This is a genomic window from Arthrobacter sp. Y3223065, assembly GCF_059090885.1.
In genome coordinates this window covers 56,265-78,710 of sequence record NZ_JBNHGC010000005.1, presented here as the reverse complement: position 1 = coordinate 78,710, position 22,446 = coordinate 56,265, and the positions used below count along the sequence as shown (strand labels likewise).

Annotated in this window: 15 protein-coding genes and 1 pseudogene; 3 read left to right on the top strand and 13 right to left on the bottom strand. The window is 62.0% G+C overall.

The genetic code is table 11. The annotated features are described in order from the left end of the window. Positions 1-46: 46 nt before the first annotated feature. The 5 genes and pseudogenes from AC5RUK_RS13670 to AC5RUK_RS13650 form a co-directional block, all read right to left on the bottom strand. Positions 47-326, bottom strand: a pseudogene (locus AC5RUK_RS13670) (IS110 family transposase); the annotation flags it as partial. Positions 327-575: 249 nt separating this feature from the next. After that, positions 576-1,781: a cytochrome P450 gene (locus tag AC5RUK_RS13665; RefSeq protein WP_494074418.1), complete on the bottom strand. Its 1,206-nt coding sequence runs from the start codon at positions 1,779-1,781 to the stop codon at positions 576-578. A gap of 616 nt (positions 1,782-2,397) precedes the next feature. Next, entirely contained in the window at positions 2,398-3,624 is a 1,227-nt protein-coding gene (locus tag AC5RUK_RS13660; protein WP_494152495.1) for an alkene reductase, read from the bottom strand. Between the two features lie 150 nt (positions 3,625-3,774). Beyond that, a complete protein-coding gene (locus AC5RUK_RS13655) occupies positions 3,775-4,947 on the bottom strand; it encodes a cytochrome P450 (RefSeq protein WP_494152494.1) in 1,173 nt (390 codons plus the stop codon). A gap of 76 nt (positions 4,948-5,023) precedes the next feature. After that, a complete protein-coding gene (locus tag AC5RUK_RS13650) occupies positions 5,024-6,565 on the bottom strand; it encodes an APC family permease (protein ID WP_494152493.1) in 1,542 nt (513 codons plus the stop codon). A 379-nt stretch (positions 6,566-6,944) separates the two neighbouring features. Between AC5RUK_RS13650 and AC5RUK_RS13645 the strand changes: the two genes are divergently transcribed. Both AC5RUK_RS13645 and AC5RUK_RS13640 read left to right on the top strand, forming a co-directional pair. Next, positions 6,945-7,715 (top strand): SDR family NAD(P)-dependent oxidoreductase, encoded by a 771-nt coding sequence (locus AC5RUK_RS13645; protein WP_494074421.1) that lies wholly within the window; start codon positions 6,945-6,947, stop codon positions 7,713-7,715. A gap of 138 nt (positions 7,716-7,853) precedes the next feature. Further along, positions 7,854-8,711 (top strand): SDR family NAD(P)-dependent oxidoreductase, encoded by an 858-nt coding sequence (locus AC5RUK_RS13640; protein ID WP_494074422.1) that lies wholly within the window; start codon positions 7,854-7,856, stop codon positions 8,709-8,711. A gap of 293 nt (positions 8,712-9,004) precedes the next feature. Here AC5RUK_RS13640 and AC5RUK_RS13635 read toward each other — a convergent pair whose 3' ends face one another. The 4 genes from AC5RUK_RS13635 to AC5RUK_RS13620 form a co-directional block, all read right to left on the bottom strand. Continuing rightward, on the bottom strand, positions 9,005-9,733 hold the full coding sequence (locus AC5RUK_RS13635) for a glucose 1-dehydrogenase (protein ID WP_494074423.1): 729 nt from the start codon (positions 9,731-9,733) through the stop codon (positions 9,005-9,007). Continuing rightward, on the bottom strand, positions 9,726-10,160 hold the full coding sequence (locus AC5RUK_RS13630; protein ID WP_494074424.1) for a hypothetical protein: 435 nt from the start codon (positions 10,158-10,160) through the stop codon (positions 9,726-9,728). Before AC5RUK_RS13630 ends, AC5RUK_RS13635 begins: the two co-directional genes overlap by 8 nt. 305 nt (positions 10,161-10,465) lie before the next feature. Beyond that, a complete protein-coding gene (purU, locus tag AC5RUK_RS13625; RefSeq protein WP_494152492.1) occupies positions 10,466-11,308 on the bottom strand; it encodes a formyltetrahydrofolate deformylase in 843 nt (280 codons plus the stop codon). Between the two features lie 2 nt (positions 11,309-11,310). After that, positions 11,311-12,426 (bottom strand): aminomethyl transferase family protein, encoded by a 1,116-nt coding sequence (locus AC5RUK_RS13620; protein ID WP_494074426.1) that lies wholly within the window; start codon positions 12,424-12,426, stop codon positions 11,311-11,313. Positions 12,427-12,823: 397 nt separating this feature from the next. Here AC5RUK_RS13620 and AC5RUK_RS13615 point away from each other — a divergent pair, with 397 nt between their 5' ends. After that, positions 12,824-14,347: an APC family permease gene (locus tag AC5RUK_RS13615; RefSeq protein WP_494152491.1), complete on the top strand. Its 1,524-nt coding sequence runs from the start codon at positions 12,824-12,826 to the stop codon at positions 14,345-14,347. 1,538 nt (positions 14,348-15,885) lie between these two features. Here AC5RUK_RS13615 and AC5RUK_RS13610 read toward each other — a convergent pair. The 4 genes from AC5RUK_RS13610 to AC5RUK_RS13595 all read right to left on the bottom strand — a co-directional run bounded on the left by AC5RUK_RS13610 (position 15,886) and on the right by AC5RUK_RS13595 (position 21,899). Beyond that, positions 15,886-17,424, bottom strand: a complete 1,539-nt coding sequence (locus AC5RUK_RS13610; protein ID WP_494152490.1) for an APC family permease — start codon at positions 17,422-17,424, stop codon at positions 15,886-15,888. An 843-nt stretch (positions 17,425-18,267) separates the two neighbouring features. Continuing rightward, entirely contained in the window at positions 18,268-19,500 is a 1,233-nt protein-coding gene (locus AC5RUK_RS13605; RefSeq protein ID WP_494152489.1) for an NAD(P)/FAD-dependent oxidoreductase, read from the bottom strand. A gap of 12 nt (positions 19,501-19,512) precedes the next feature. Next, complete coding sequence (locus AC5RUK_RS13600; RefSeq protein WP_494024041.1) at positions 19,513-19,830, bottom strand: 2Fe-2S iron-sulfur cluster-binding protein; 318 nt, start codon at positions 19,828-19,830, stop codon at positions 19,513-19,515. 521 nt (positions 19,831-20,351) lie between these two features. Continuing rightward, positions 20,352-21,899: a purine-cytosine permease family protein gene (locus AC5RUK_RS13595; RefSeq protein WP_494152488.1), complete on the bottom strand. Its 1,548-nt coding sequence runs from the start codon at positions 21,897-21,899 to the stop codon at positions 20,352-20,354. Positions 21,900-22,446 lie beyond the last annotated feature (547 nt).

The following is a 22,446-nucleotide window of genomic DNA, read 5'->3' as shown; positions in this document are numbered from 1 at the left end:
ATTTCTTCCGCAAGGGATCCGGCCGCCTTAAGTGGCGTGTCTCGACTGTCAGGTCGCGGAGCATGGCGAAGAGGGCAGGGCAGCGGCGTCTGGCCAAGGGAATCAACGCCTGTTTGCTGCGTTTCCCCTCGGCGCGTTTCCGGCCTTAGCACCCTTCTGACTCGAAGGGATGGCTGCCGAGGATTGAAGTAGTCGATCTCCCGGTCACCGGTGCGGATCCGGAGTAGAAATCCATCTCCTGCGGAGGCGAAGTCCTTGCCGACGGTCGCGGTGACGATATGAACTTCCGTCCTGAGGCTGCCCGCCGGCGTGAGGGCAGGACGAAGAGTAGAGCCCTAGAGGCCCACTGCGTGGTAACTATCCTGAGCTGGGAAGGCCGTACTGCTTCCAGTCACGTCAGCAGTTGGGTGGACCGGTTCGAGCCAGCCCCGTCGGCCTTGATGTTTCTGACGGGAGGCGAGCGATCCGGGTGCGCGAGTTCTTGGCCGCAGGACCTGCCATAGCCGCGGCGCAGATGACGGCGCCGAGGAGTGAGAGGCGGCCGCCATGATGTCAAGACGGCCGCCCCCGACTGGTCAGGAAAGCCGTACTGTAAGTCCCTCGCAGTTGCGATGCCGGTCGGAAAAGACCCACTCCGGCTCTCCGACGATCTCGATTTTCTCGGCCCGCTCGGCGAGGACATCGAGCACAGCACGCATCTCAATCCGTGCGACGGCTTGCCCGCAACAGCTGTGGGTGCCCGCTCCGAAAGCGATGGCCATGCTGGCTGACGGTGGGCGAGTCCAGTCGAATCCATCAGGATCGCGAAAGACCTCCGGATCGCGGACTGCTGCCCCAAGAATGAACCGAACCATGGTGTTGGGAGGAATCATGAATCCCCGGATTTCGTAGGGTTCAGTGGTGTATCGATCGACGAGCACCTCTGGCAGGGCACGCCGGAACGCCTCGTTGATGATTGCGGTACGCGTGTCAGGGTCTTCCCGATAGGCCTTCCATGCCTCTGGATAAGCGGCCATGTCGGCCAGTGCCGAGGCCATGGTGTAGCCCGGGTTGTGGGCGGCGGATCCCCACAGAATCTGCAGCGATTCTTTGAGCTCCCGATCGGTCAGGCCACCCTCGTCCGTGATCCTGATCATCTCGTCGAGGAGCCCTTCACCGGGGTTCTTTCTCTTCTCCTTGATCAAGCGATCCGCGTTGAACATCATGAACCCGAAACCGTCCCAGGCGCGGGTCTTCTCCTCGTCCGTCGGTTCCCAGCCGAGCGCGTCCATCGTCTGGTTGGTGGCCAGGATGTAGGGCATGCCGTCCTCACGGGGAATCCCCAACACAGCGGCCATGGCGTCCTGGGCCGGCTGCACGCCAAGCTCTCGGTGTGCATTGATGATGCCGTCCGGGCCTACTCTGTCGAGCGCCGCCCGAGCTGTCTCAGCGGCGACATCGCCCATGCCCTTAGCGGCCTTGGGCGTGAGCCACTTGCGGAAGGACTTATGGATCCGGCTGTGCTGCTCCCCTTCGGTGAGCAGCACAGAGTGGAGGTTGGAGGCCCACGGACTGTCACCGATGCCGGCCGGCGGCACGGCCACCAGCGACGTGCTCTTGAGGTGTTCGGTGACGTCCTCGTACCGCGTGATGACAAACGAGCCGTCCTCGAGCTTCAGAACCGGGTACTCTTCGCGCACTCGTGCGAACCAAGGCCAGGGCGCCTTGATGAACTCCGGGTCGCGCCAGGGCAGGAGGTCTTCGTCGGCGGATGGTGTGATCGCATGCTGCGTCGTTGTCACAGTGTCTCCTCTATCGGTGTTTTGATCTGCGGGACTGTGCCGGACGCCCGCGGGCTGCCCGTGTGCCAGTTGAACGCACAGACCGTCGCGTCATGCTCAACGCTGGCCACCGTGGTGCGTGGCTTGGATGGGCGTCGGCGCTGATGTCGTCAGCCGGGCATCTCACCGGCACCTCTTGAATACATGTTAAGTGGATCACATGCCTTTCGTCAACGGACAAGCATGCGATCGATTCTTGCGTACACAGCAATGTTGCGGCGTTGTCGCCGTTCTCCATGGGATGTTCAAGACCATCCCCTAACAAGCGATAACGAGTGGCTGGGTGTCGTCTTGAGAGTGCCGGAGCGTACGCGAGTCCATAATCACTCGAGGGCGATGCTCCCGAGCCGCAGTGGCGGCCCCGCCTCAGCTGCCGTGGCAGGGGTGGTGCCAGCACTCGACCTAGTACCGCGTCAGGTAACTCTTACGCGTTTGATGGTTGCGGCCCGGGTGATGACCTTGCGAAGTCGTGGGTCGGTGGCATGGCGGCTGCCCCAAGCGATGTAGCGACGGTGCCATCCAGGGCGAAGTAGCTCAGCCCGGTCAGCCGGAGGCGCCCGGCATGCTGGGATCTGGGTCAGACCCGGGCCGGCAGGTGCTGTTGCGCCCAGGCTAAAGACCAATCCTTCAGTGGTGTCTGGAAGTCGAGCTGCAAGCCGGGAGCCAGTGCCATGCGTCCTTCGCGCAGATCGTCGAGGAGGCGTTCGGCTTCCAGCGAAGGGTAGTCGAGGTAGCCGCGGTCATCGCCGCCATAAAAGGTATCGCGCCGCCACTTATTGAGCGGTGCGTTGGCAGCAAAGCGGGCCGGTAGGTCTGGGTTCGCGAGGAAGGGGCGGCCGAATGCCACGGCATCGACGCTGCCCTCCTGCACGACGCGAAGGGCGCTCTCCCGGTTGTAGCCGCCTGCACCGATCAAGCGGCCGCGGTATTTCTTGCGCGCCCACGAGCTGTCGATGATCGGTGTCTCACTAGACTCGGCTGCCGCTTCATCTCCTGCGATGCGCGGCTCGACAAGGTGGACATAGGCAAGGGCGCGCGGAGAGAGGGCTTCGAACACGTAGGTGTAGAGCCCGATCGGGTCGGTGTCGAACATGTCCTGAAAGATGCTACTGGGTGAGAAACGGACACCGACCCGATCTGCCCCCACTACGTCGATCAACGCGTCGACAGCCTCTAGCAGCAGACGCGCGCGGTTCTCGATGCTGCCGCCGTAGCGGTCCGTGCGCTGATTGGCGCTGTCGTGGAGAAACTGATCGATGAGGTAACCGTTGGCTGCATGCAGTTCCACACCATCAAAGCCTGCTGCCCGAGCGTGACGAGCAGCCACCGCGAATTGTTCCACGATGGCTGGGATCTCATCGGTTTCGAGCGCACGAGGCGTGACGTAGGGAACGGGCCCCTCATGGCTGGAGGTAAAGCCCGACGCGGCGATCGACGACGGGCCGACAGGGATCTTGCCTTCTGGCTGGAGGGTGGGGTGAGAGGCCCGTCCCGAGTGCCACAACTGGGCGACAATGCTCACGCCTTCCTCGTGCACAGCCTCGGTGATAGGTTTCCACGCCTGTGCCTGGGCGGTCGTCCATAGGCCCGGGATGTCCGGATCGGCCACACCTTCGGGAGATATCGCAATCCCTTCCGAAATGATCAACCCCGCCGATGCTCTCTGGGCGTAGTACAGCTGGGCCGAGGGGCCGGGACGGCCGTCGGCCAGGGCTCGGCTGCGTGTCATGGGCGACATGATGATGCGGTTGGACAACGAGAAGGCACCGAGGTCTATCGGTTCAAAAAGCGACTTTTCATTCATGTCAATCTCCGTTCACGTGCAGTTGTGGTGTTTGCCCGACGATGCTGCCCGTCGACGTCAGTAAGAGGGCCGGAGCCGGTAAATCGGCGTTACTAGATGTGTTCATCGTCTTACTGGATTCCGGCCGTGGCCCACGGGCGACCTTGACCCTCAGTTGTTCAAGCGGAGGGGCAGCTTGGTGAAGTGGCGGGAGAAGTCGGCGTTGTTCATTTCGAAGGGACCGGCCAACTCGATGGAGGCGAACCGGGACGCGACCGCCTCGAAGATCATGCGTGCCTGGGCGCGCGCATAGCCTTGGCCAGCGCAGGTGTGCGGACCGAGGCCGAAGGAGAGGTTCTTGCTGTGTTCCTGCGGCCGTCGGAAGTCGAACCGGTGCGGGTCCTCGAAGAACTCCGGGTCACGGTTCGCGGCGCCGATCATATACCGGATGCGGGACCCGGCCGGGATCTGCACGCCGCGGATGGTGACGTCCTCCAGCGTAGTGCGATAGAAGGACAGCTCGGGCGGGTCGTATCGGACGACCTCGTTGATGATGGCGTCCCGGGTCTCTTCGTGGTCCCGGAACGCCGCATAGACCTCGGGTAGTTCCGCGAAGACGCGCAGGCCTGCGGCGATGAGGTAGCCGATGTCCATGTGGCCGAGGCTATAGAACATGAGGGCGGTGGCCCGCATTTCCTCGGCTGACATCTTGCCCTCGCGTTCGGCTTCCAGCAGGGCGTCGGTGAGGCTGTCGGAGGGTGTACTCCGTCGGGCTTCCAGGAACGCGTCCGTGCGCTGGCCGAGCTTGTCGAAGCCTTCTGCGGCCTGTTCGAGCGTTCCCGGCCGTGGCCGTGCCGAGAGCATCGGCATCGTGTCCGCCATCTCGGTCATCACCTCGGTGGCGTCCGCGTCGTCGACCTGCAGCACGCGGCACATGGTGCGGTGGGTCGGCAGGATCGACAGGTCGAGCCAGCCGTCGAGGGTGTTCTCCTGCATCTGGTCGAGGATCTCGTGGGTGACGGAGGCTGTGGTGGTGACCCATTCGCGCACGGCCTTCGGGGCGAACCACTTGGTCGTCAGGCGCCGCAGGCGGGTGTGATCAGGAGCGTCCCTGCCAATGATCGTGGAGCTGGCCACCGACCATGGGCCCGCCGCATCCCAGCCGGGTTCGACGGACATGCAGGCCATCGGCCCAAACTCCATGACGTCGTCGTAGCGCGAGACCACATAGTCGCCCGTGTCATCGAGCAGTACCGGCACCTCGGCCTGTGCCCGTGCATACCAGGGGTTCGGATCCCGTTCGAACTCGGGATCGTCCCATGGGTAGTACTCGTAGGCGGACAACTGCCCCTCCCCCGGTGGGAGGGTTCGGCACCCGTTCAGTGCCACCCCGCCGAATCGGTGGGCTGAGCGGTCCTCGCTAACGGATTGAGTGAGTGGTGCTGTGTTTTCCATGGATGCCTCCGGATCCTGTGTTCTCGATGTCACCGGGTTTGAGTGTCCTCGTTGACGCGGCCTGCCGGCGTTGCTGCGCTCGGGTCATCGGAGTCATTGGGCCGGTCACTGGCGGAGGTGCGGTCGCAGCGTGGCGCCCAAGCGTCTGATATCGTGCCGGGTTCTTGCTTCGTAGGATCAGTGCCTCGATCACCCCTGCGACGAAGGCACCGCCGGAGACCAGCAGCAATCCGAGGTTTTCGCCGGGCTGGCCGCCCACGACGAGATCGAAGTTCATCATCGCGAAGATCGTGAGGGCCGCGAGGGCGCACCCGGCAATCGTGGGGGCGATGAGGATGTTCCAGATGTTCTCCCCTTCGGCACGACCTTCGCGACGGAACCAGGCGATCACCGAGAAGCTCACCAGCGACATGAGGACGAACACCCCCATGTTTCCGAGGCCGGCCATCTGTGCGTAGAGGGTCGACGGGTCACTGCCATTGAGCGCAAAGAAGAGCAATCCGAGAGCCGCAACGACTGAGATGGCGACAGATGCTCGCGAGGGTGAGCGGAAGCGCGGATGCGCGCGGGCGAAGTATCTGGGCAGGGCTCCGTCGGCGCTGAGGTTAAACAGGTAGCGCGTCGAGGTGTTGTGGATTGACAAGATGGCCGCGATGGCCGCGGTCAGGATCAGGACGCTGACGGTGTTGGTGAACCAGGGACCGATGAATCGATCGGCGGCAACCGCGAACATCGATTCGGGTGCGGTGCCGGCGACCTGCTCTGCTTCATCACCGAAGGCCAGCACCATGACCCAGACCGTGACGGTGTACAGCACGCCGATGAAGATGACGGCGATGTAGGTGGCGCGGCCGATGGTCTTTTCCGGATTTTTGACCTCATCGCGGTAGAGCGCCGTCGCTTCGAAACCCACGAAGACAAGGAGGGCAAACAGGAGTGCGACCGACGCCTCACCGCCGGTGAACTCTGCAAGGTTGAACGGCTTCAGGTCGATGCCATCAGCACCGCCCTGGCCGAGGACGGCTATGTCGAAGATGATGGTGAGTCCGACCTCGACCGCCATGACCCACATGAGCACTTTGGCCGAGACATGCACATTGAAGTATCCGACGAACGCCACCAGGACCCAGACCGCGAGTGCGCCAATCCACCACGGGATTTCGGGTCCACCGAACGAGGAGATCAACCCGGTGACCGTCAGGCCGGCGAAGCAATACACGCCCATGCCGATGATGGTGTAGGAGACGCCGGCCAGAAAGGCGCTTCCCAGCCCCATCGGACGGCCCAAACCGCTGGCGATGTAGGCATAGAAGGCGCCGGGCCTGGACATCCGCCGAGTCATGACGACATAACCGGCAGCAAAGATCAGCACCAGCACGGTTACCGCAAGGAACGCCACGGGCGCAGTCGTCCCGGACACCATGATCGTTAGGGAAAAGTACCCCGCAAGGCAGACGAGCGGGGACGAGAAAGCAAGCACCGTCAGCACAAGCTGCAGGGTGGTCATCTGTCCGCTCAGGCGCCCGTGAGCCCCCATAGGGGCGGGCAACGGGCCGGAGGAGGATGCTCTTTGGGTCTTCATAGTGGGCTCGCCCTTCCGAGAACGGCCCATCCGCTCTCGCCCTTGGTTAATTAATGAACACTAAATAAAGGAGAGTGTCAAGGCTCACACTTCGGTAGGGCCTGTGGTCCAAGGGGACCGCTTCCGATCGCCTAGAAGAGTACACCACCGTCACCCCCTTTACAGACGTTCAATAGATGCGTTAGCGTCTGCCCATACGTGACACGTTCACGCAGGGGCCTGGAGGGATGTATGGGCGCGGTGATTCGTTGCTTGTGGACTCCCATGCTGATTGCGCGCTGGTCGAAATGAAAGCCGAGGAAAAATGTCTCTTGAAAACAAGGTCGTCGTCGTTACCGGTGCAGGATCGGGGATGGGACGGGCAATGGTGGAGGAGTTCACCGTCAAGGGCGCCCGAGTGGGCGCCCTTGACATCAACCTTGAGCGAGCCCGGGAGACAGTGGACAACCTGCCGGGCGGCGCAGTGGCCGCTGCCATCCAGGTCGACATCAGTGATCCAGATTCGGTGTCGCGAGCGATCGCCGAGGTCACCGAATGGGGCGGGCGGATAGATGTGCTGTGCAACAACGCCGGCATTATCGACAGCTTCCGTCCGGCCCACGAGATTCCGCTGGATGAGTGGCACCGGACCATCGCCGTGAATCTCACCGGCCCGTTCCTGGTCTCCCGGGAGGTGGTCCCGGGCATGCTCGAGCAGGGCGGAGGGGTCATCATCAACACCGCGAGTATCGCCGCGCATAGTGCCGCCGGTGGAGGCACTCCGTACACCGCCGCCAAGCATGGCGTGCTCGGCCTGACCCGCCAGCTCTCGTTCGACTACGGCAGGCGGGGAATCCGCGTCAACGCCATTTCCCCCGGTGCCACGCGCACGGGGTTGACCCTGCCCGAGGGGGGCTCCGACACGCTTCCGGACTCGGAGATCGAGATCGCCAGAACCCCCGCCCAGCGGTGGGGTGAGCCGGTGGACATCGCCAGGCTTGCAGTATTCCTGGCGAGTGAGGACTCCTCGTTCATCCATGGCACCGACATCGCGATCGACGGTGGATGGCTCACGGCAGCGCGCAACCCGATCTAGTCGTCGCGTGCCCGGTCGCGGCGCCCGATCATGCCAGGCCGGCCATGGGGGCGGCGGCTCGGTGATGTGCACGTGGACCACGGTCCCGGAATGCTTCCCCCTCCCCTATTTGATCCCCAACACAAAAGGAACTTGACCATGGACCAGACTATTTATCCCCGCCTGAAGGACCGCGTCGCCATCGTCACCGGAGCCGGGCGCGGCATCGGAGAAGCCATCGCCCACCGCCTGGCCGCTGAAGCGGCTCAGGTCATCGTCGTGGGCCGGACGGTCCAGAACATCCAAGAGACCGCATCCAACATCCAGCGGGCCGGAGGCCGTGCCGTCGCAATCAGCGCTGATATCGCCTCTCCGGCCGAGGTCGAAGGTATCTACCAGACCGTCATGGACCGGTGGGGCCAAATCGACATCCTGGTGAACAACGCCGCGGTCTTCGACGAGCCCACCTTCATGGAACTAGACCTCGGGGCGGTGGAGCGCACGTTCCAGACGAACGTCTACGGAACCTTCCTGATGTCCCAGGCGGCCGCCCGTCGAATGATCGACGCCGGCGGCGGATCGATCGTCCACATCTCCTCGATCGACGCCCTCGGCGCGGACGGGCCGGTCACGGCCTATACCGCCACGAAGGCCGCGGTGGTCAGCATGGCGCGCACCATGGCCATGGAGCTATCCCCACGGGGCGTGCGGGTCAACTGTGTGGCCCCGGGCTTCGTTAACACGGACATGGTGCACAAGACCTCGACCCCCAAGGTCCTCGATCACATGCTCAACGACTTCAAACGCGTCCCCATCCGCCGCCTGGTCGAACCCGGGGAGATCGCCTCCGCCGTAGCCTTCCTGGCCTCCGACGACGCCACCGCCATCACCGGCTCCAACCTCCTCGTCGACGGCGGAGTCACCGCCAACCTCTACGTCATGGAGACCCTCCCTGAGGAGATGATCCCGTTGGGGACGGTACAGCCTGCCACGACTGGGGCGGAGCCTGTCGTTTGAGCCAGTGTCGCGCAACGTGATTCTGTCCTGCTGTACTGTCCTGGTTCTGGTATGCGGTCGCCAGGAGTTCCGACCCCGGAAGACCGCCGCCTGGACTGAGTCAGAAGCAGATGGTGGTCACGTTTCCGCCCGGGCCATCGCCAGTCATGTCGGTATTGAGCGCCGAGCGGATCGATCTCCGCGAGCCCGTAGCTGGCCGCGTAGAGACGGAGAGGGGCCTTCCGGAGTAGTTCTTCCGGAAGGCCCCTCTCGTTGTTGCCTTGGGCCGTGGGTGATGCGGACCTGGGATCTGTTTACTTGGCGGTGTAGCCGCCGTCGATGGCGTGGTCGGCGCCGGTGGTGTAGCTGGACTCGTCCGAGGCCAGGTAGAGGGCCAGGTGGGCGATTTCCTTGGAGTCGCCGAACCGCCCGATGGGAGTGTCGGTAACGTCGAGGTCCAGCTCGGCGATCATGCTTGTGTTGACCTCACCTGGGGCGATCGCGTTGACGCGGATGCCGAAGGGTGCCAGTTCCAGCGCGGCGGCCTTCGTCATGCCGCGCACGGCCCACTTCGAGGCGGTGTAGGCGAAGTTGTCCGCTATGCCGACCATGCCAGCGGTGGAGGAGATGTTGATGATCGAACCGGTGCCGGCGCGCTTCATACCCGGGATGACGGCCTGCATGCCGAGCAGGGCGCCGAACTGGTTGACCTCGATGATCTTCCGATAGTCCTCGACGGAAACGTTGTCGACCCGGTTGAGTGTGAGAATCCCGGCGTTGTTGATGAGCACGGTGACCTCGCCGAAGCCGGCGTTGGCCGCCTCCATCGCGCTCTCCCACTGCGCAGGATCAGTGACATCGAGGGGAGCGTAGAGCACGCTGTCTCCGAGCTCCTGGGCCAGCTGCTGGCCGCGCTGCTCATTGAGATCGGCAATGACGACCTGCGCTCCGTGCTGCGACAGCATGCGCACGTGCGCCTCGCCCATGCCCTGGGCGCCCCCGGTGACGATGGCCACCTTGCCGCCCACACGACCTTCACGCATCGGCTTCACTCCTGTCTTCGGGTTGACTGGTACTGGCTACAGCGTATCGATTGCGATAGTTACGCAAGGGGGCTAGTGGATCTGGTTTCCTGCCGACTTCCCGAGCAGCAAACTCAATCAGCGCCTCTTCGTGTTCGACGACTTGCCGGCCCACGGCCGCGTGCTTGGTGTGCCGCAGGGCCGTCGCCAAGCGCTTGAAGTCGCGGAGATACTCGTCGGCGAGGTCCACGATCTCGCCCCACATCTGCTCCCACGGTTGGGCCACGAGTTTGGCAGCAAGTTCCTGTCCCTGGGCAGCAGCCGATCCAATGTCCACCGGGACCGCGTAGTGGCTGACGACGGGTTCCAGGGCGTCAGCCGTCAGATGCTCTACTTCGTAGAGCAGATGGAGGGCCCCGAGGTTCCTGTCCTGCACCTCTGAGATCATGCGCCGGTACATGGCACATCCGATGACTTCTCCCTCATACGCCCTGCGGATAAGAGTTTCGAGGTCATCACCGCCGACAGTCTCTGCGGGGCGGTTTCCACCGCGTTCTGGGTCCGATGCGCTCATCATTTCCTTTCTCTGCGATGTCCCGGGTAGTGGCTCCACACACTTGGGGAGGCTGCACTCCTGGACGACTGCTTGTCGTGAGGCCGGGCTGCAGATACCGGCAGGGGTGGCCGAATTCTCATGATGCTGATGGGCGGGGGCACGGGGGCGGGGTGAGCGGCGCGTCGGCCTCCTGCGGCTCAGGCTAGGAGCACCGTGTGGTGTCCTGAGAGGAAGACCCGGTCGTCGGCGTGGAGTTGTACCGCGCGTGAAAGGACTCTCCGCTCGACGTCACGGCCGATCACCACGAGGCCGTCGGCGTTGCTCCGGTGGTCGACGCGCACCACATCCTGCTCGATGATTGGTCCCTCGTCAAGGTCTGCGGTTACGTAGTGTGCGGTCGCTCCGATGAGTTTGACACCTCGTTCGCGGGCTTGGTGATACGGCTTGGCACCCTTGAAGCTGGGCAGGAACGAGTGGTGGATATTAATGATGCGCCCTGCGAAACGAGTGCAGAAGTCGTCAGAGAGGATTTGCATGTATCGGGCTAGGACGATGAAGTCCGCATCGCATTCCTGAACCAGTCCCGACAGTTCTTGTTCTGCCACTCGCTTAGTGTCCGGGGTGACCGGCAGGTAGCGGAACGGCACACCGGCTGCCTCAACGAGGCCGCGTAGGTCCTCGTGGTTCGACACCACCATTGGGATCTCGATGGCGAGATCTCCTCTCCGATATCGGTAGAGGAGATCGTCCAGGCAGTGATCGAGCTTGGAGACCATGATCAGTGCTCGGCGGCGGTCGCTGCGCCTCCTAAGCTCCACAATGGGATCGAAGCGTGCGAGACGGTCGATGAGCTCGTCGCGGATCGCTTCGCGGTCTACATGGGATTCGAAGTCAACCCGGACATTGAGCTGGCCGCTGTACTCGTCGGAATATTGAGCGCTGTCGAGGATGTTTCCTCCGCAGGCGGTGATACCGCCGGCCATGGTGTGGATGATGCCGGGTTGATCCGAGGCCCGCAGTCGCAGGATGTAGCGCTGCACGTTCAGCTCTTAACGCGCGTGCGCTCGGGGTCATAGGCAGGGGTCTTTCGGATGGCCGCCGGTACTGGTCCCTGTTCCGAGTCGATCTGGACGCTGGTCCCCAACCGTGCATGTGCGGAGTCGACACGGGCCAAAGCCAAGGTTTTTCCCCCAAGGGCCGGGGATGCAATGGCCATTGAGATTTTCCCGACGGGTTGTCCGTCAACGAACAGTGGCCGGCCGTCGAGTCCGGCGGCCGGGGCCGTCGTCTCGAGGCTGACGAGCCGCGCGGGCACGTTGTTTCTCTTCGCCAACAAGGCGTCCCTTCCCTCGAACGGTCCCTTCTCGAAGTCGACCGTCCAGCCCAGGCCGCATTCGAATGGAGTGGTAGACCGGTCGTATTCATACTCATTCATGACCATGCCAGCTTCCGTCCGGGCCACGAGGATCGCGTCCAGTCCCATGAGTTCAATTCCTAGGTCCTGCTGGGCCAGGATTCCATCCCACAAAGTGTCAGAGTGCTCGACGGGAACCATGACTTCATAGCCGAGCTCAGCTGTGAAGCCGAGTCGGAGGATCATGGCGGGGGCGTCGGTCACTTGTACGTCCAGAAGCGCTCCGTAGTAGGGCAGTGCCTCATTCGAAATATCGACTGACGTGAGCCGCGCCAGCAGGGTGCGGCTGTTGGGGCCCTGCAGCGAGACGGCAGCATACTCGGCGCGACGATCCGTGACGGTCGTTCCTTCAGGTGCCGCTTGCTCGAGCTGCTGCTGCGTCAGCTGCTCACCGCCGAGCACTAGGACGGCTTCCGGAGACAGCTTCAAGACGGTGACGTCTTCAATCATGAACCCCTCGGCGTCTGTGAAAACGCCATACACCACCCGGCCAAGGGGCAGGGCGCGGACGTCGCGGGAGAAGACCTTGTCGACCGCCGTGACAGCATCCGGTCCTTCCACAAACCATTTGCGGATCGTCGAGTACTCCAGTGCTACGACTGCTTCACGCAGCGCCTTGTACTCCTTGGCTGGATCACCGTAGTGGGTGGCAAAGGGCCTGCCGAACGATTCTTCCCACTCCAAAACACGGTCGGCGAAGCGCTCGGTGGTCGGATTGGGCTCGAGCCCCACTGGCATCGGCATGGCTGACTACCTTTCGCAGATTTACATGGCGTGTGCTCGCCGGCGATTTCCCTGCCGGTATGGCGCTGATTGCGACGAAGGCGAGCGGTCACAGGGATGCAAGGAGAGTATCTCTAATTTAATCATCATTCAAGAGTTCTACTCCCAGAAGGTTGCTTCCGTGAACAGTCCGCAAAATTGAGAGTAGGTTGCCATTGACGCTCACGTTGATTGAATATACATTAAGCGCTATCTTGTGATCCGAATCACAGGCACTGTTACATCGCCGCAACCCGATCCCGAAGGCCCCTTAGCGCTTGTTCCTCGTTTATTTCCGAGTACAAGCCAGGAGGTCATCGTGGTCCGAGCATCGCAGCGATATCGCCGGCCCATTCCCCTCCAGAGAACGGAGTCCCTGATGACGACATCGAATAACAGGGAGCAGTCGTCGCTTGAGACCGCAAAATCAAACGACGGGTACAACACCAAGCTCACGGGCCGCATGGGCGGCTTGTCATTGGCGCTGACGGTACTGGCCTTCTCGGCCCCGCTGTCGGTGGTTAGCGGCTTTATTCCACTCACGATCCTCTTCGGTGGTGAGGGCGCGCCTTTCGGTTTTCTACTCGCCACTGCAGTGCTGCTGCTGTTCAGCGTTGGGTACGTGACGATGACCAAGCACGTCCCAAAGCCCGGCGCGTTCTACGCATTCATCAGCATGGGATTGGGAAAGATCACCGGGCTGGGCTCTGCCTTCCTGGCCGTGATCTCCTACCTGCTCGTCTACACCGGGAACTACGCATGGTTCGGAATCACGGTGTCCGCCCTGGTGGAGAGTCTGGGCGGCCCAGCAACGCCGTGGTGGGTTTGGGCGTTGGTGGGATGGGCAGGGGTGAGCATCCTGGGCTACTTCAATATCGAACTCTCGGCCAAGGTGCTGACAATCGTGATGGCCCTTGAGGTCACGCTGGTCATGATCGTCAATGTCGTTGTGCTCGCCAAGGGGGGCGCGGAGGGGCTGTCAGCGGAGCCGTTCGCGGTAACGAAGTTCCTGGAGGGTGATTTCGGCGTTACGATGCTCTTCGCGATTCTGGTGTTCATGGGGTTCGAGGCCACGGCGCTATTCCGTGAGGAGGTTCGCAACCCAGGCAAGGTGATCCCCCGTGCAACGTTTGGTGCTGTGATTTTTGTGGGGCTGCTCTACACGATCTCGGCTTACGCCCTTGTGACCGCATTCGGCTCCGAGGCCGTGGCCGTAGCCACGGAGACTCCTACTGAAATGTTCCCGCTGTCGATTTCTCAGTACGTCGCCTCGTTCTTGGTGCCGATCGCCTTTGTGTTGATCTCTACATCCGTCGTTGCTGCTTCGCTGTCGATCCACAACGTGATCGCGCGTTATATCTACAACCTGGCCTACGACCGCGCATTACCTCACCCACTGGCGAAAGTGCATGAGAAGCATCGTTCCCCGCATCGGTCATCCAATGCGCTGGCAGCGTTGACTGGCCTGATTCTGGTCTTGATGGCCGTCCTGCCCCTGGACGAGATGCTGCTGTACGCGCAGTTGATCGGTATTGGATCAGTGGGCGTTTTGTCCCTGATGGCGGTCGTGTCGGTCTCGGTCATAGCGTGGTTCTTCGTCCGCCGCTCGAGCGTTCAGGAAAATGCCTTAAAGACGTATGTAGCTCCGGCGATCGCGGCAACCACGCTGGTCTCTGTTGTCGTGTTCGCTTGCATCAAGCTGCACCTCCTGGTTGGTGGCGATCCCGGGCAATACAACTGGCTTCTCATTCCACTCGCACTGGTGTTCCTCGTCGGCGTCGGCCTCGCCCTTTACTTCCGTCGATCCAAGCCGGAGCACTATGAGCGGCTTGGTCGCACGGACGGCGCGAGTTTGCGAGTGCGCAGTGAACCGGAGAGCGACCCGGAGAACCAGCCGGTGTAAGGTTGCCCTTCTTTATGCGTCCACTGAATGATCGTCCTGAGGCGTTGCCAACAAAGCCTGCTCCCCTGAACCTAAATGGTTCCCGGTTCGGGGAGCAGGCCTGCCCGGGGTGCCTCCCCTGCCTTCGCTTCCTTCAGGGGCGAAACCATGGGCGCCGACCGTAGATGGCGGCGAGGTAACGGCACTGCGGGCGGAAACATCGGTGCGGTCGCTGCGTTCTTCTCCTGCCCTGTCGGAGTCAGCCCCGCCCCCGGTGAGTCAATGGTCTGATTGTCCAGAAGGGGTTCCTCCTGGCTGATGGGACCGGACGCAGGAACGATTCGAAATCCTATGACTTTGAACCGCCGGGCTGCCAGCTGGGTACCCGCTGGGGCCGGCGAAACACTCGCGACGGTTGTGCTAACTTCCTCCAACTCGTTAGGCGTACGGCGCGTGCGTCCGTTTGATGGTCGTCAGGACGAGGCAGCCCGAATGGTCTGAGCCAGAGAGCACGTCATTTTCCGCAGTTGCGTCGTGGTAGCGCATGGGGGGGACTCTTCGCCCGAAATGGTCGTGGCGTCGTAGCGGGGAAAGTTGCTTAGAGATCTCGAGCCGCATGCGCGCCGAGGGAGGAAGTCGTTGAGAAGACGGTCGCATCGATCGCGGCAGTCCTGATGGATGACGGCGCAGCCCGCAGCAGGTCGAAAAGGTTCGGCATCGTGGGATGCTCGCACTTGCCGTCCGGGAGGATGTCTTTGCTGTAGGTCAGTGGGACGAAAAGGCGCCGGTACAGCCTCAGCTGTCTCAAGAATTAGGCGAAACGTCGGTCGCTACCGCCGGTGTTATCCCCGAGGTCCGATAGGCGACAGAGGATCGCTAATGGTGAAAAGACCAGCAGCGGCTTTGACCGTGGCAGGTCGGCTGTAACGTGAATTCCGCACTCTGCTGCCACAGGACACTGCCAGCACTCGTACGGGGATGGTCTCCGCACGCCCCGGATCATGAACGACTGGGGCAGACATCATACCGGGGCCGACAGACCAGCAACCCTGATGCTTGCCTATTCAGGGCTTACGAGAAGACATCTGATGGGCTTAGTCAAGCAGCGGCGCCCATCGCAACTATGTAGGGGAAGGCCGCTGATTCATCGTAACTGGAGCCGGTTTGTAGGTAGTAATAGAGGCAGCAGAGCAGGCGGTTGAAAAGGTTGCGCTGGGCTGCCGTGTGTCTGTCGCCCGAGCCTTTTCGCCGATCGTAGTGGTTGCGGCCCCGGTTGAGCTGCTTAGGGCGGAGAACCTCCAGACGTAGCCGGCGGCGGCGAGCCTGTTGTTCTTCACTCGTCTGGCCTGGACCGTGTGTGAGAACTCTGGGTTCGCGTTCATGTCGAGACGTTGGCCGGCAGCAAGCCCCCGGAAGTCAACCTACGTTCCATGGCGTGAGGAGCCAGAGGAAAAATCCTTTTCGACGGCTCGAGGACACGGTAACGGGAAGTCCTCATCTGGCTCCCTCACATCCCATACATCCCATAGGTAACTGGGCGACTCCGGGGGTTCAGTCAGTCAGGGACCGTCGGACGAAGTTCCGAGCTTGCTGGCTTCTACGTCAGCAGCAGTCGTGGTGTCGAGCTGGGGGCCATCGGCACGACCCAACCGCTCAAAGAGAGCGGGCTTTGACCGACGGAATCGGATGGCGATGCCGACGCCGATGGCAAAAACGATGGGGAGAGGCAGCAGCAACCAGGTGTACTGCCCCGGTTCGCCGCCGATGACCAACTCGAAGTGGAGGCAGGCGAAGACTGTCACAACCAGCAACGACAGTGCAGCGATTGTGGGTGCGACATAGGTCTTGAAAGGGTGCGCACGAACCTCGCCGCGCGGCACGGCGAACCAACCCACCACCGCGACAGAGGCCAGGGCCATGAGAGTGAGAACACCAACTGAGCCCAGGCCCACCATCTGGGCGTACAACGTGCCTTCCTCAACGCGCATCACGGCCATGAGCACGATGATTAGCAAGGCGACCGCGGACATGGTGATAGATGCCCATATCGGCGAGTGATGCTTAGCGTGAACTCGCGCCAGGAAGTAGGGCAGGGCGCGGTCATGACCGAGGTTGTAGACGTACCGCGCTACGACATTATGAATGGACAGGCACGCGGCGAAGATTGAGGTGGAAACGAGGATGTAGGCGATCTGCACGAACCACGGAACAACGAACTGAGCCACGGCCCTGGGGAACATTTCCGTGGGGGCTTCACCGGCAGACGTGACTGCCTCTGAACCGTAGGCCGTGACCAGAGCGTAGGCCGAGAGCGTGTATAGCACCCCCACGAAGAGTACGGCACCGTAGGTGGCGCGCGGGATAACTCGAGCGGGGTTGCGAACTTCATCGCGGAACAGCGCTGTGGCTTCGAATCCCAAGAAGACGAGGATCGAGAAGAGCAACGTCACGCCGATGTCGCCCTTGGCAAATTCGGTGGGTAGAAGCGGGGTGATGGAGAGCCCGTCAGCGCCGCCCTTGGCCAGGACGAAAATGTTGAACACCATAATGAGTGCCACCTCGAGCACCATCGCAACGCCAAGGACTTTGGCCGATAGCTCGATATTAAAGTAACCGAGGACTCCTGTGGCAATTACGATGAGGATCGTCCAGGCCCACCATGGCGTGCTCGGGCCACCGATGCTCGCCATCAGGGCGGCCACGCTGATTCCGAAGAATGCATAGGTGCCGGTGAGCACGAGCAGGTAGGACAGCACGGCCAGGAAGGCAGAGCCCAGTCCGGTGACCTTTCCCAATCCCAAGCTGATGAACGCATAGAACGCGCCGGGCTTGGGGACGTACTTGGTCATCGTCACATAACCGATGCTGAACAGCAGCAGTACCGCGGTGGCCAGCACAAAGCCAAAGGGCGCACCCTCACCACCGAAAAGTATCGTGAATGGAATAAAGCCCGTGACCACGGCGAGTGGGGCCGAGAAGGCCAGCACTGTCAGCGCCAGTGACAGGCCGCCCATCCCCCCGGTCAGCTTGCTGCTGGCTGATGAGGACAAGGCATTGTTGGAATCAAGGCCCGGCTGTTCGTTAGTTGGTGTGATCAAGGCACACTCCCATCAGGATGTGGAGAACCCATACGCTGCCTCGCCGAAGTCAGTCCGACGAACCTTCCGTTAGCGAGACAGATTGAATGATAGATAAAGAGGGACCAATCTACGCTTGGAGAACCTAATCAGATGCTGCACGAAACCCCAAGTCGCACCTGTTGAGGTGTGTTTATTTTCCATTCATTAAAGGCCTTTGTCAACGGTCTGGTCGGGACCTGATTTATACCGGCATCCTCGCTTCTTCTTGGGTCATTGCTTAGAGCCACTACGGCCGCTGGGGCGGGCTAATCCCCGGCGCCGCTTCATCAGCAAGACCGGTGCTGCTTCCGGTGCCCTTTTTGGCGATCGGTCCGATGGTGTCCAGCAGGTTGACTGGTGTAGTGGTCGAGGAGACTTGGGAAGCCGGGCGTCGAGGCGGTGATCTTCCGCGATTCACGTTGCATGCTGGCCAGGGACGTCTGTCGTTGTGGACAGGACTGGTGCCGGTCCGGGACGATGGGCCGCTTTCTTGACGTCGTCCTTGGTTCCCATGCGCGCGAGCCGGCGGCAGCGATGATGATATCGCTGCCGCCGGTCGTTTCCGCCTTCACGTCCGCCCCTTGGAGTTGCACAGCAGTGAGCCAAGTTCCCCGGAGACCAAGGCGGCCAGCCGGGTTTCATCGAATGAAGCCCGCCGGTGTCTCTGGCAGGTTGATGCGCGCGAGCAGCGGCAGCTGGACGATGTAGCCGATGCAGGCCGGATTCACGCCGGGTCAGGATCCGTCGATGGCCCTTGAATGGACGTCGGTATCCGCAGGTTCCCGTGATCGCCGGTGGGCTGGTACGGTCAGGCAGCGGTCCTCACGCAACCGGCAGGCTTCGCGCGTAGGCCTTCAGGTTGAAGCCTGAGTCGCGGGCCTGATCCATCGTGATGCCGGTGTCGTGCTCGAGGAGCTTGCGGGCTGCGACATGGTCTGCCGGCGCGTTGACCGATTCGACAGCGACGAGTTGCCCATCGCGAAAGAGGAACTGACTGAACTTACCCGCCGAACGGTTACCACGTTCGATCACCACATCGCCTGGATTGGCCAGTCCGGCGATCTGGAGCTTCGCAGGGCCCTGGCTGGACCAGAACCAGGGGGCGATGTCGTAACGGGTGGGATCGGCTGTGATAGTTCTTGCGACGGCCTTTGCCATATCGGTTGCGTTCTGCACTGACTCGAGCCGCAGGTTCCCGCCGAAGTGGCGTGAGGGGAAGACGGCCACGTCGCCGATGGCGTACACATGCGGCACGTTCGTGCGCAGGTACTCATCCACGAGAATGCCGCTATTGCAGGTTATATTCGCCGTCGAAGCGAGGACGTGGTCGGTCACTACGCCAAGGCCGACCACCGCGAAGTCGCACGTGTAGGTGGCCCCCGAGGTGCCTACCACGGCGGTGACGTGGTTTTTCTCCCCGATGAAGTGATCGAGTCCCTCGTCGAAGTGCAGCTTCACTCCCAGGCCGGCGTGCACCTGTGTGAAGTGATCCGACATGGACGGTGACAGCACCCTCTGCATGGGTCGCTGGGCGAAGTCGATGACCGTGACATCGAGCCCGCGTTCTGCGGCGACAGCCGCGAATTCAAGGCCGATGAATCCGGCCCCGACCACCAGCACCCGGCCGTGGCCGTAGTCGAGCTGCGCCCGCAGGGCTTCTGCGTCCTCGACGGTGCGCAGGTATCTGATGCCTTCCAGCTCGGTTCCAGCGCATGATGCGCGACGGGCTTCGGCGCCCACAGCGATGATGAGATCGTCGTAGGGAATGGGTTCACCGTCTTTTACGTGCACTAGACCAGCTGCACTGTCGATGCTGGTGACTTCCACTCCCGTCCGCAGATCGATGTCATGCTCACTGTAGAAGGCGGCACCACGCAGTGGCATGGGCGTCGGATCGCCGCCCTGCTTCATGTAGTCCTTCGACAGCGGCGGGCGCTGGTAGGGCAGGTGCTCGGCCTTGTCCAGCAGGACGATGGGGTCGGTGAATCCCTCCATGCGGAGCGATTCGGCAGCCTGCACGCCGGAGTGTCCGGCGCCGATAATGACAACGGTCATGTCACACCCCAATCAGCTCTGGCTCTCGGGGATGTTGACCTCGAGAGCATCGAAGTCACGGCCGGCCAAGAGCTGGCAGCTTAGACGAGAGCTTTCGAGGCGGTCTTCGGCCGTGCAGTCGAGCATCTCGTCCTCGTCATCTGAGACTTCGGGCAACTCGACCTCGCCGCGCACGTAGACGTGACATGTGGCGCACATGGCTTGTCCCCCACACTCGCCGATGATGCCATCGACGCTGTTGGTGAGTGCGGCGCGCATAACGGAGACGTTCTCGGCGACCTCGACGGTGTCGACGGTGCCGTTGGGGTGGTGGTAAGTGATTTTAGGCATCAGGGATCTCCTCACTCTGTGCAGCTTGTTGGATTCTCTTTAGTTAACGTTAAGGAAGGGGAAAGGTCAAGGGCTTGCTGTGGACTGCACCACGCCCTAGTGGCCTGGCGACACTGGCTTCGGGATACGGAGCCTACGGGCGGGCTCCCCAGGCGGTCCGCAATATGGAGTCGGAGGGATCTCTAGTCCGGCCGCATCGCGCTAAACAGCTTGCGGTGTTGGGTCCACCTGAGGCCTCCACTTCGGGCGCGTCAATGGTTCCGTCGCGCGGACCCTCAGCGGTCCACCCCGAGTTACTCGCGGCGCTCGATAGGTCACTTGCGCCTTGTTCGAGCAGAGCCTCGATGAACAGGATGGGACTTTCCGGATAAACCGAGGCCCCAAAAGGCCCGTAGGGCAGGCACGCGATGCCGGTGGACGCCCCGCGGGTCGCGCGAGCCACGGCCACGGCCCTCGGGTTTGTTGAGCTCAGCCGGGGCGCCCTCCACAGTTCACTTTCGGAACCCCCGGCTCCTTCTGGTCTAGTCGTCCCGAGACTGGCAGTCGAGGCAGAGGACCCGGCTCCCCTCTCGGGCTGTGTTGGCCTCGAAGGCAACATAGCTCAGGTCGCAGACATCGCATTTGACCCGCACATTCCAGAGATCCTGAACCTCGGAGCGGACGAGATCCGGCTGCCGAGCCTTACGCGCACTGAGTCCTGCAGCACGGATGATCCAGTAGAGCAGCATCGAGATTGCCAGCGAGACAATCGGGGCGAGCGCTGACAAGGTGGGAAGCTGAGTTGGCAACTGGAGAAGAACGATTCCCACGGCTGACGACACTACCCAGACCACAAAGCCTGGGGCCACCGCCCGCAGACGTGCTGGCCTGAACTCCGGTTCTGCGTCCCTGTCGATGATCCAGTGGGTGATCATGATGCCGACCCAGGAAACGAGCAGAACTGCCTGCCAGGCCAGGGCCAGAGCGATATAGCTGAACACGTTGGTGAACATGAGGCCGAAGACCACTGCCAGCAGAACGATGACCCAGGCTCGGCGGGAGAGGTTCCGTCGGCTGAAGTGGGCGACGAATCGTTCCAGATTCACGCTGGCGAAGTAGAAGTTCGCGGAGTTGATGCGCACCTGGCTGACAATGATGACGATCAGCCCGACAGCGCCGATGGAGGTGATGATCCCCTGGACGACCCCGGATTCGGAGCTGGCGTCGGGCGCGGCCAGGGCGACGATGAAAATGCCTACGAGTCCGTTGAAGAGGAAGGCGATGCAGTAGAAAACCCAGCCGAAGCTGACGAAACGGTGGAACTTCGTGTCTTCCTTGCGGCCGAAGCGGGCCGCGTCCTGGGTGTCGGGGAAGAGGAGCCAGACACCCATGTAGAGGACGAACACGGTCAGCCATCCCGGAACCGCCGTGGTCGGCTCAGCGGGCTCGAATGCAGACCAGTCACCTTCCCTGCCGAACCGTACGCCGGCTGCAATGACCGCGATGATGAGACCAAAGAAGTAGATGGGCAGCGAGATGCCATTGAGCTTGCTCAACCATGTCTGCATGCCTCCGAGCATCAAGGGCCACATCCCTGCGATGACGATGGCGTACCACACGCGGATGTCCCACACCTGGAAGAACGACTGCAAAGCGACAGCGAGCACGCTACTTTCGAAGACCGCGTAGTAGATGGCTGCCGTGGCAATCAGGAACGGGGCCAGGGCGGCCCCGCGGAAACCGAAGAGATCGCGGGAGAGTAACGTGGAGTTCAGCCCCCACTTGATGGCTTCCCTAGCACTCTTGGCGCCAAGTACTGAGTACACGACAACCGTCAAGACTATTCCGATGATGGCCTGCTGCACGCCGACAAGGCTTGCCGAGAGGGCTCCGTAGTAGACGAACGCCAAGGCACTGGCGATCGATGACCATCCGCTGAAGACGGCCCACTTATTGAGGCGAGCGGTCGGTGGGACGACGTGGTTCGTGTACTCTGCCTGGCGTTGCTCCTCGACCACGCGGGGATCGTCCGAGCCGCGAAGCTCGAGCGTTGGACGAGGCTGTGCGTGGATTTCGTCTGGGGTGTTCATTTCCGTCACCTTGCTTTGTTGATGGAGTGCTTTTCTCTTGCTCGGGCACCGCAGGCTGCCTATGCAACTCTTTGCCGTGGGCGAAACCCAATGGTGCGGAACTACTCTCGGAGCAGGGCGAGTCCTTGGAATCGTCCCTGTGGAGGCGCTTGGCTAGGAAATGACTGCTGACGCGACAACAATTACCAGTCCTGCTTCTTCGCCCGCTTGATACGTCCCCTGACATGCGCTGCCCCATCCCCCGCATATCCGGGAACGGTTCTCCGCTTCCGGCTTGAATTCGGCACTCGATTCGGTATTCGTCCGGCCCAATTCAGAGACTTGAGCATCGGTCCACAGCCCCGGGATGTCGGGTTCGGCCCACTCCTGCGGGAGAAATGGCGGTTCCTTCCGCAATGATCACTTGCTGGCCGGGTCTGGAAACGGTGGTCCACCCTGAGTCGCTTGACGGCACTCCGAACGCCTCCACTGTCTGAATCCTGTTCCACGGTTCATGATTCGTTTCCGCCCTTCCTCGGAAACACCCGCTCCTATAGAAATCGATTTA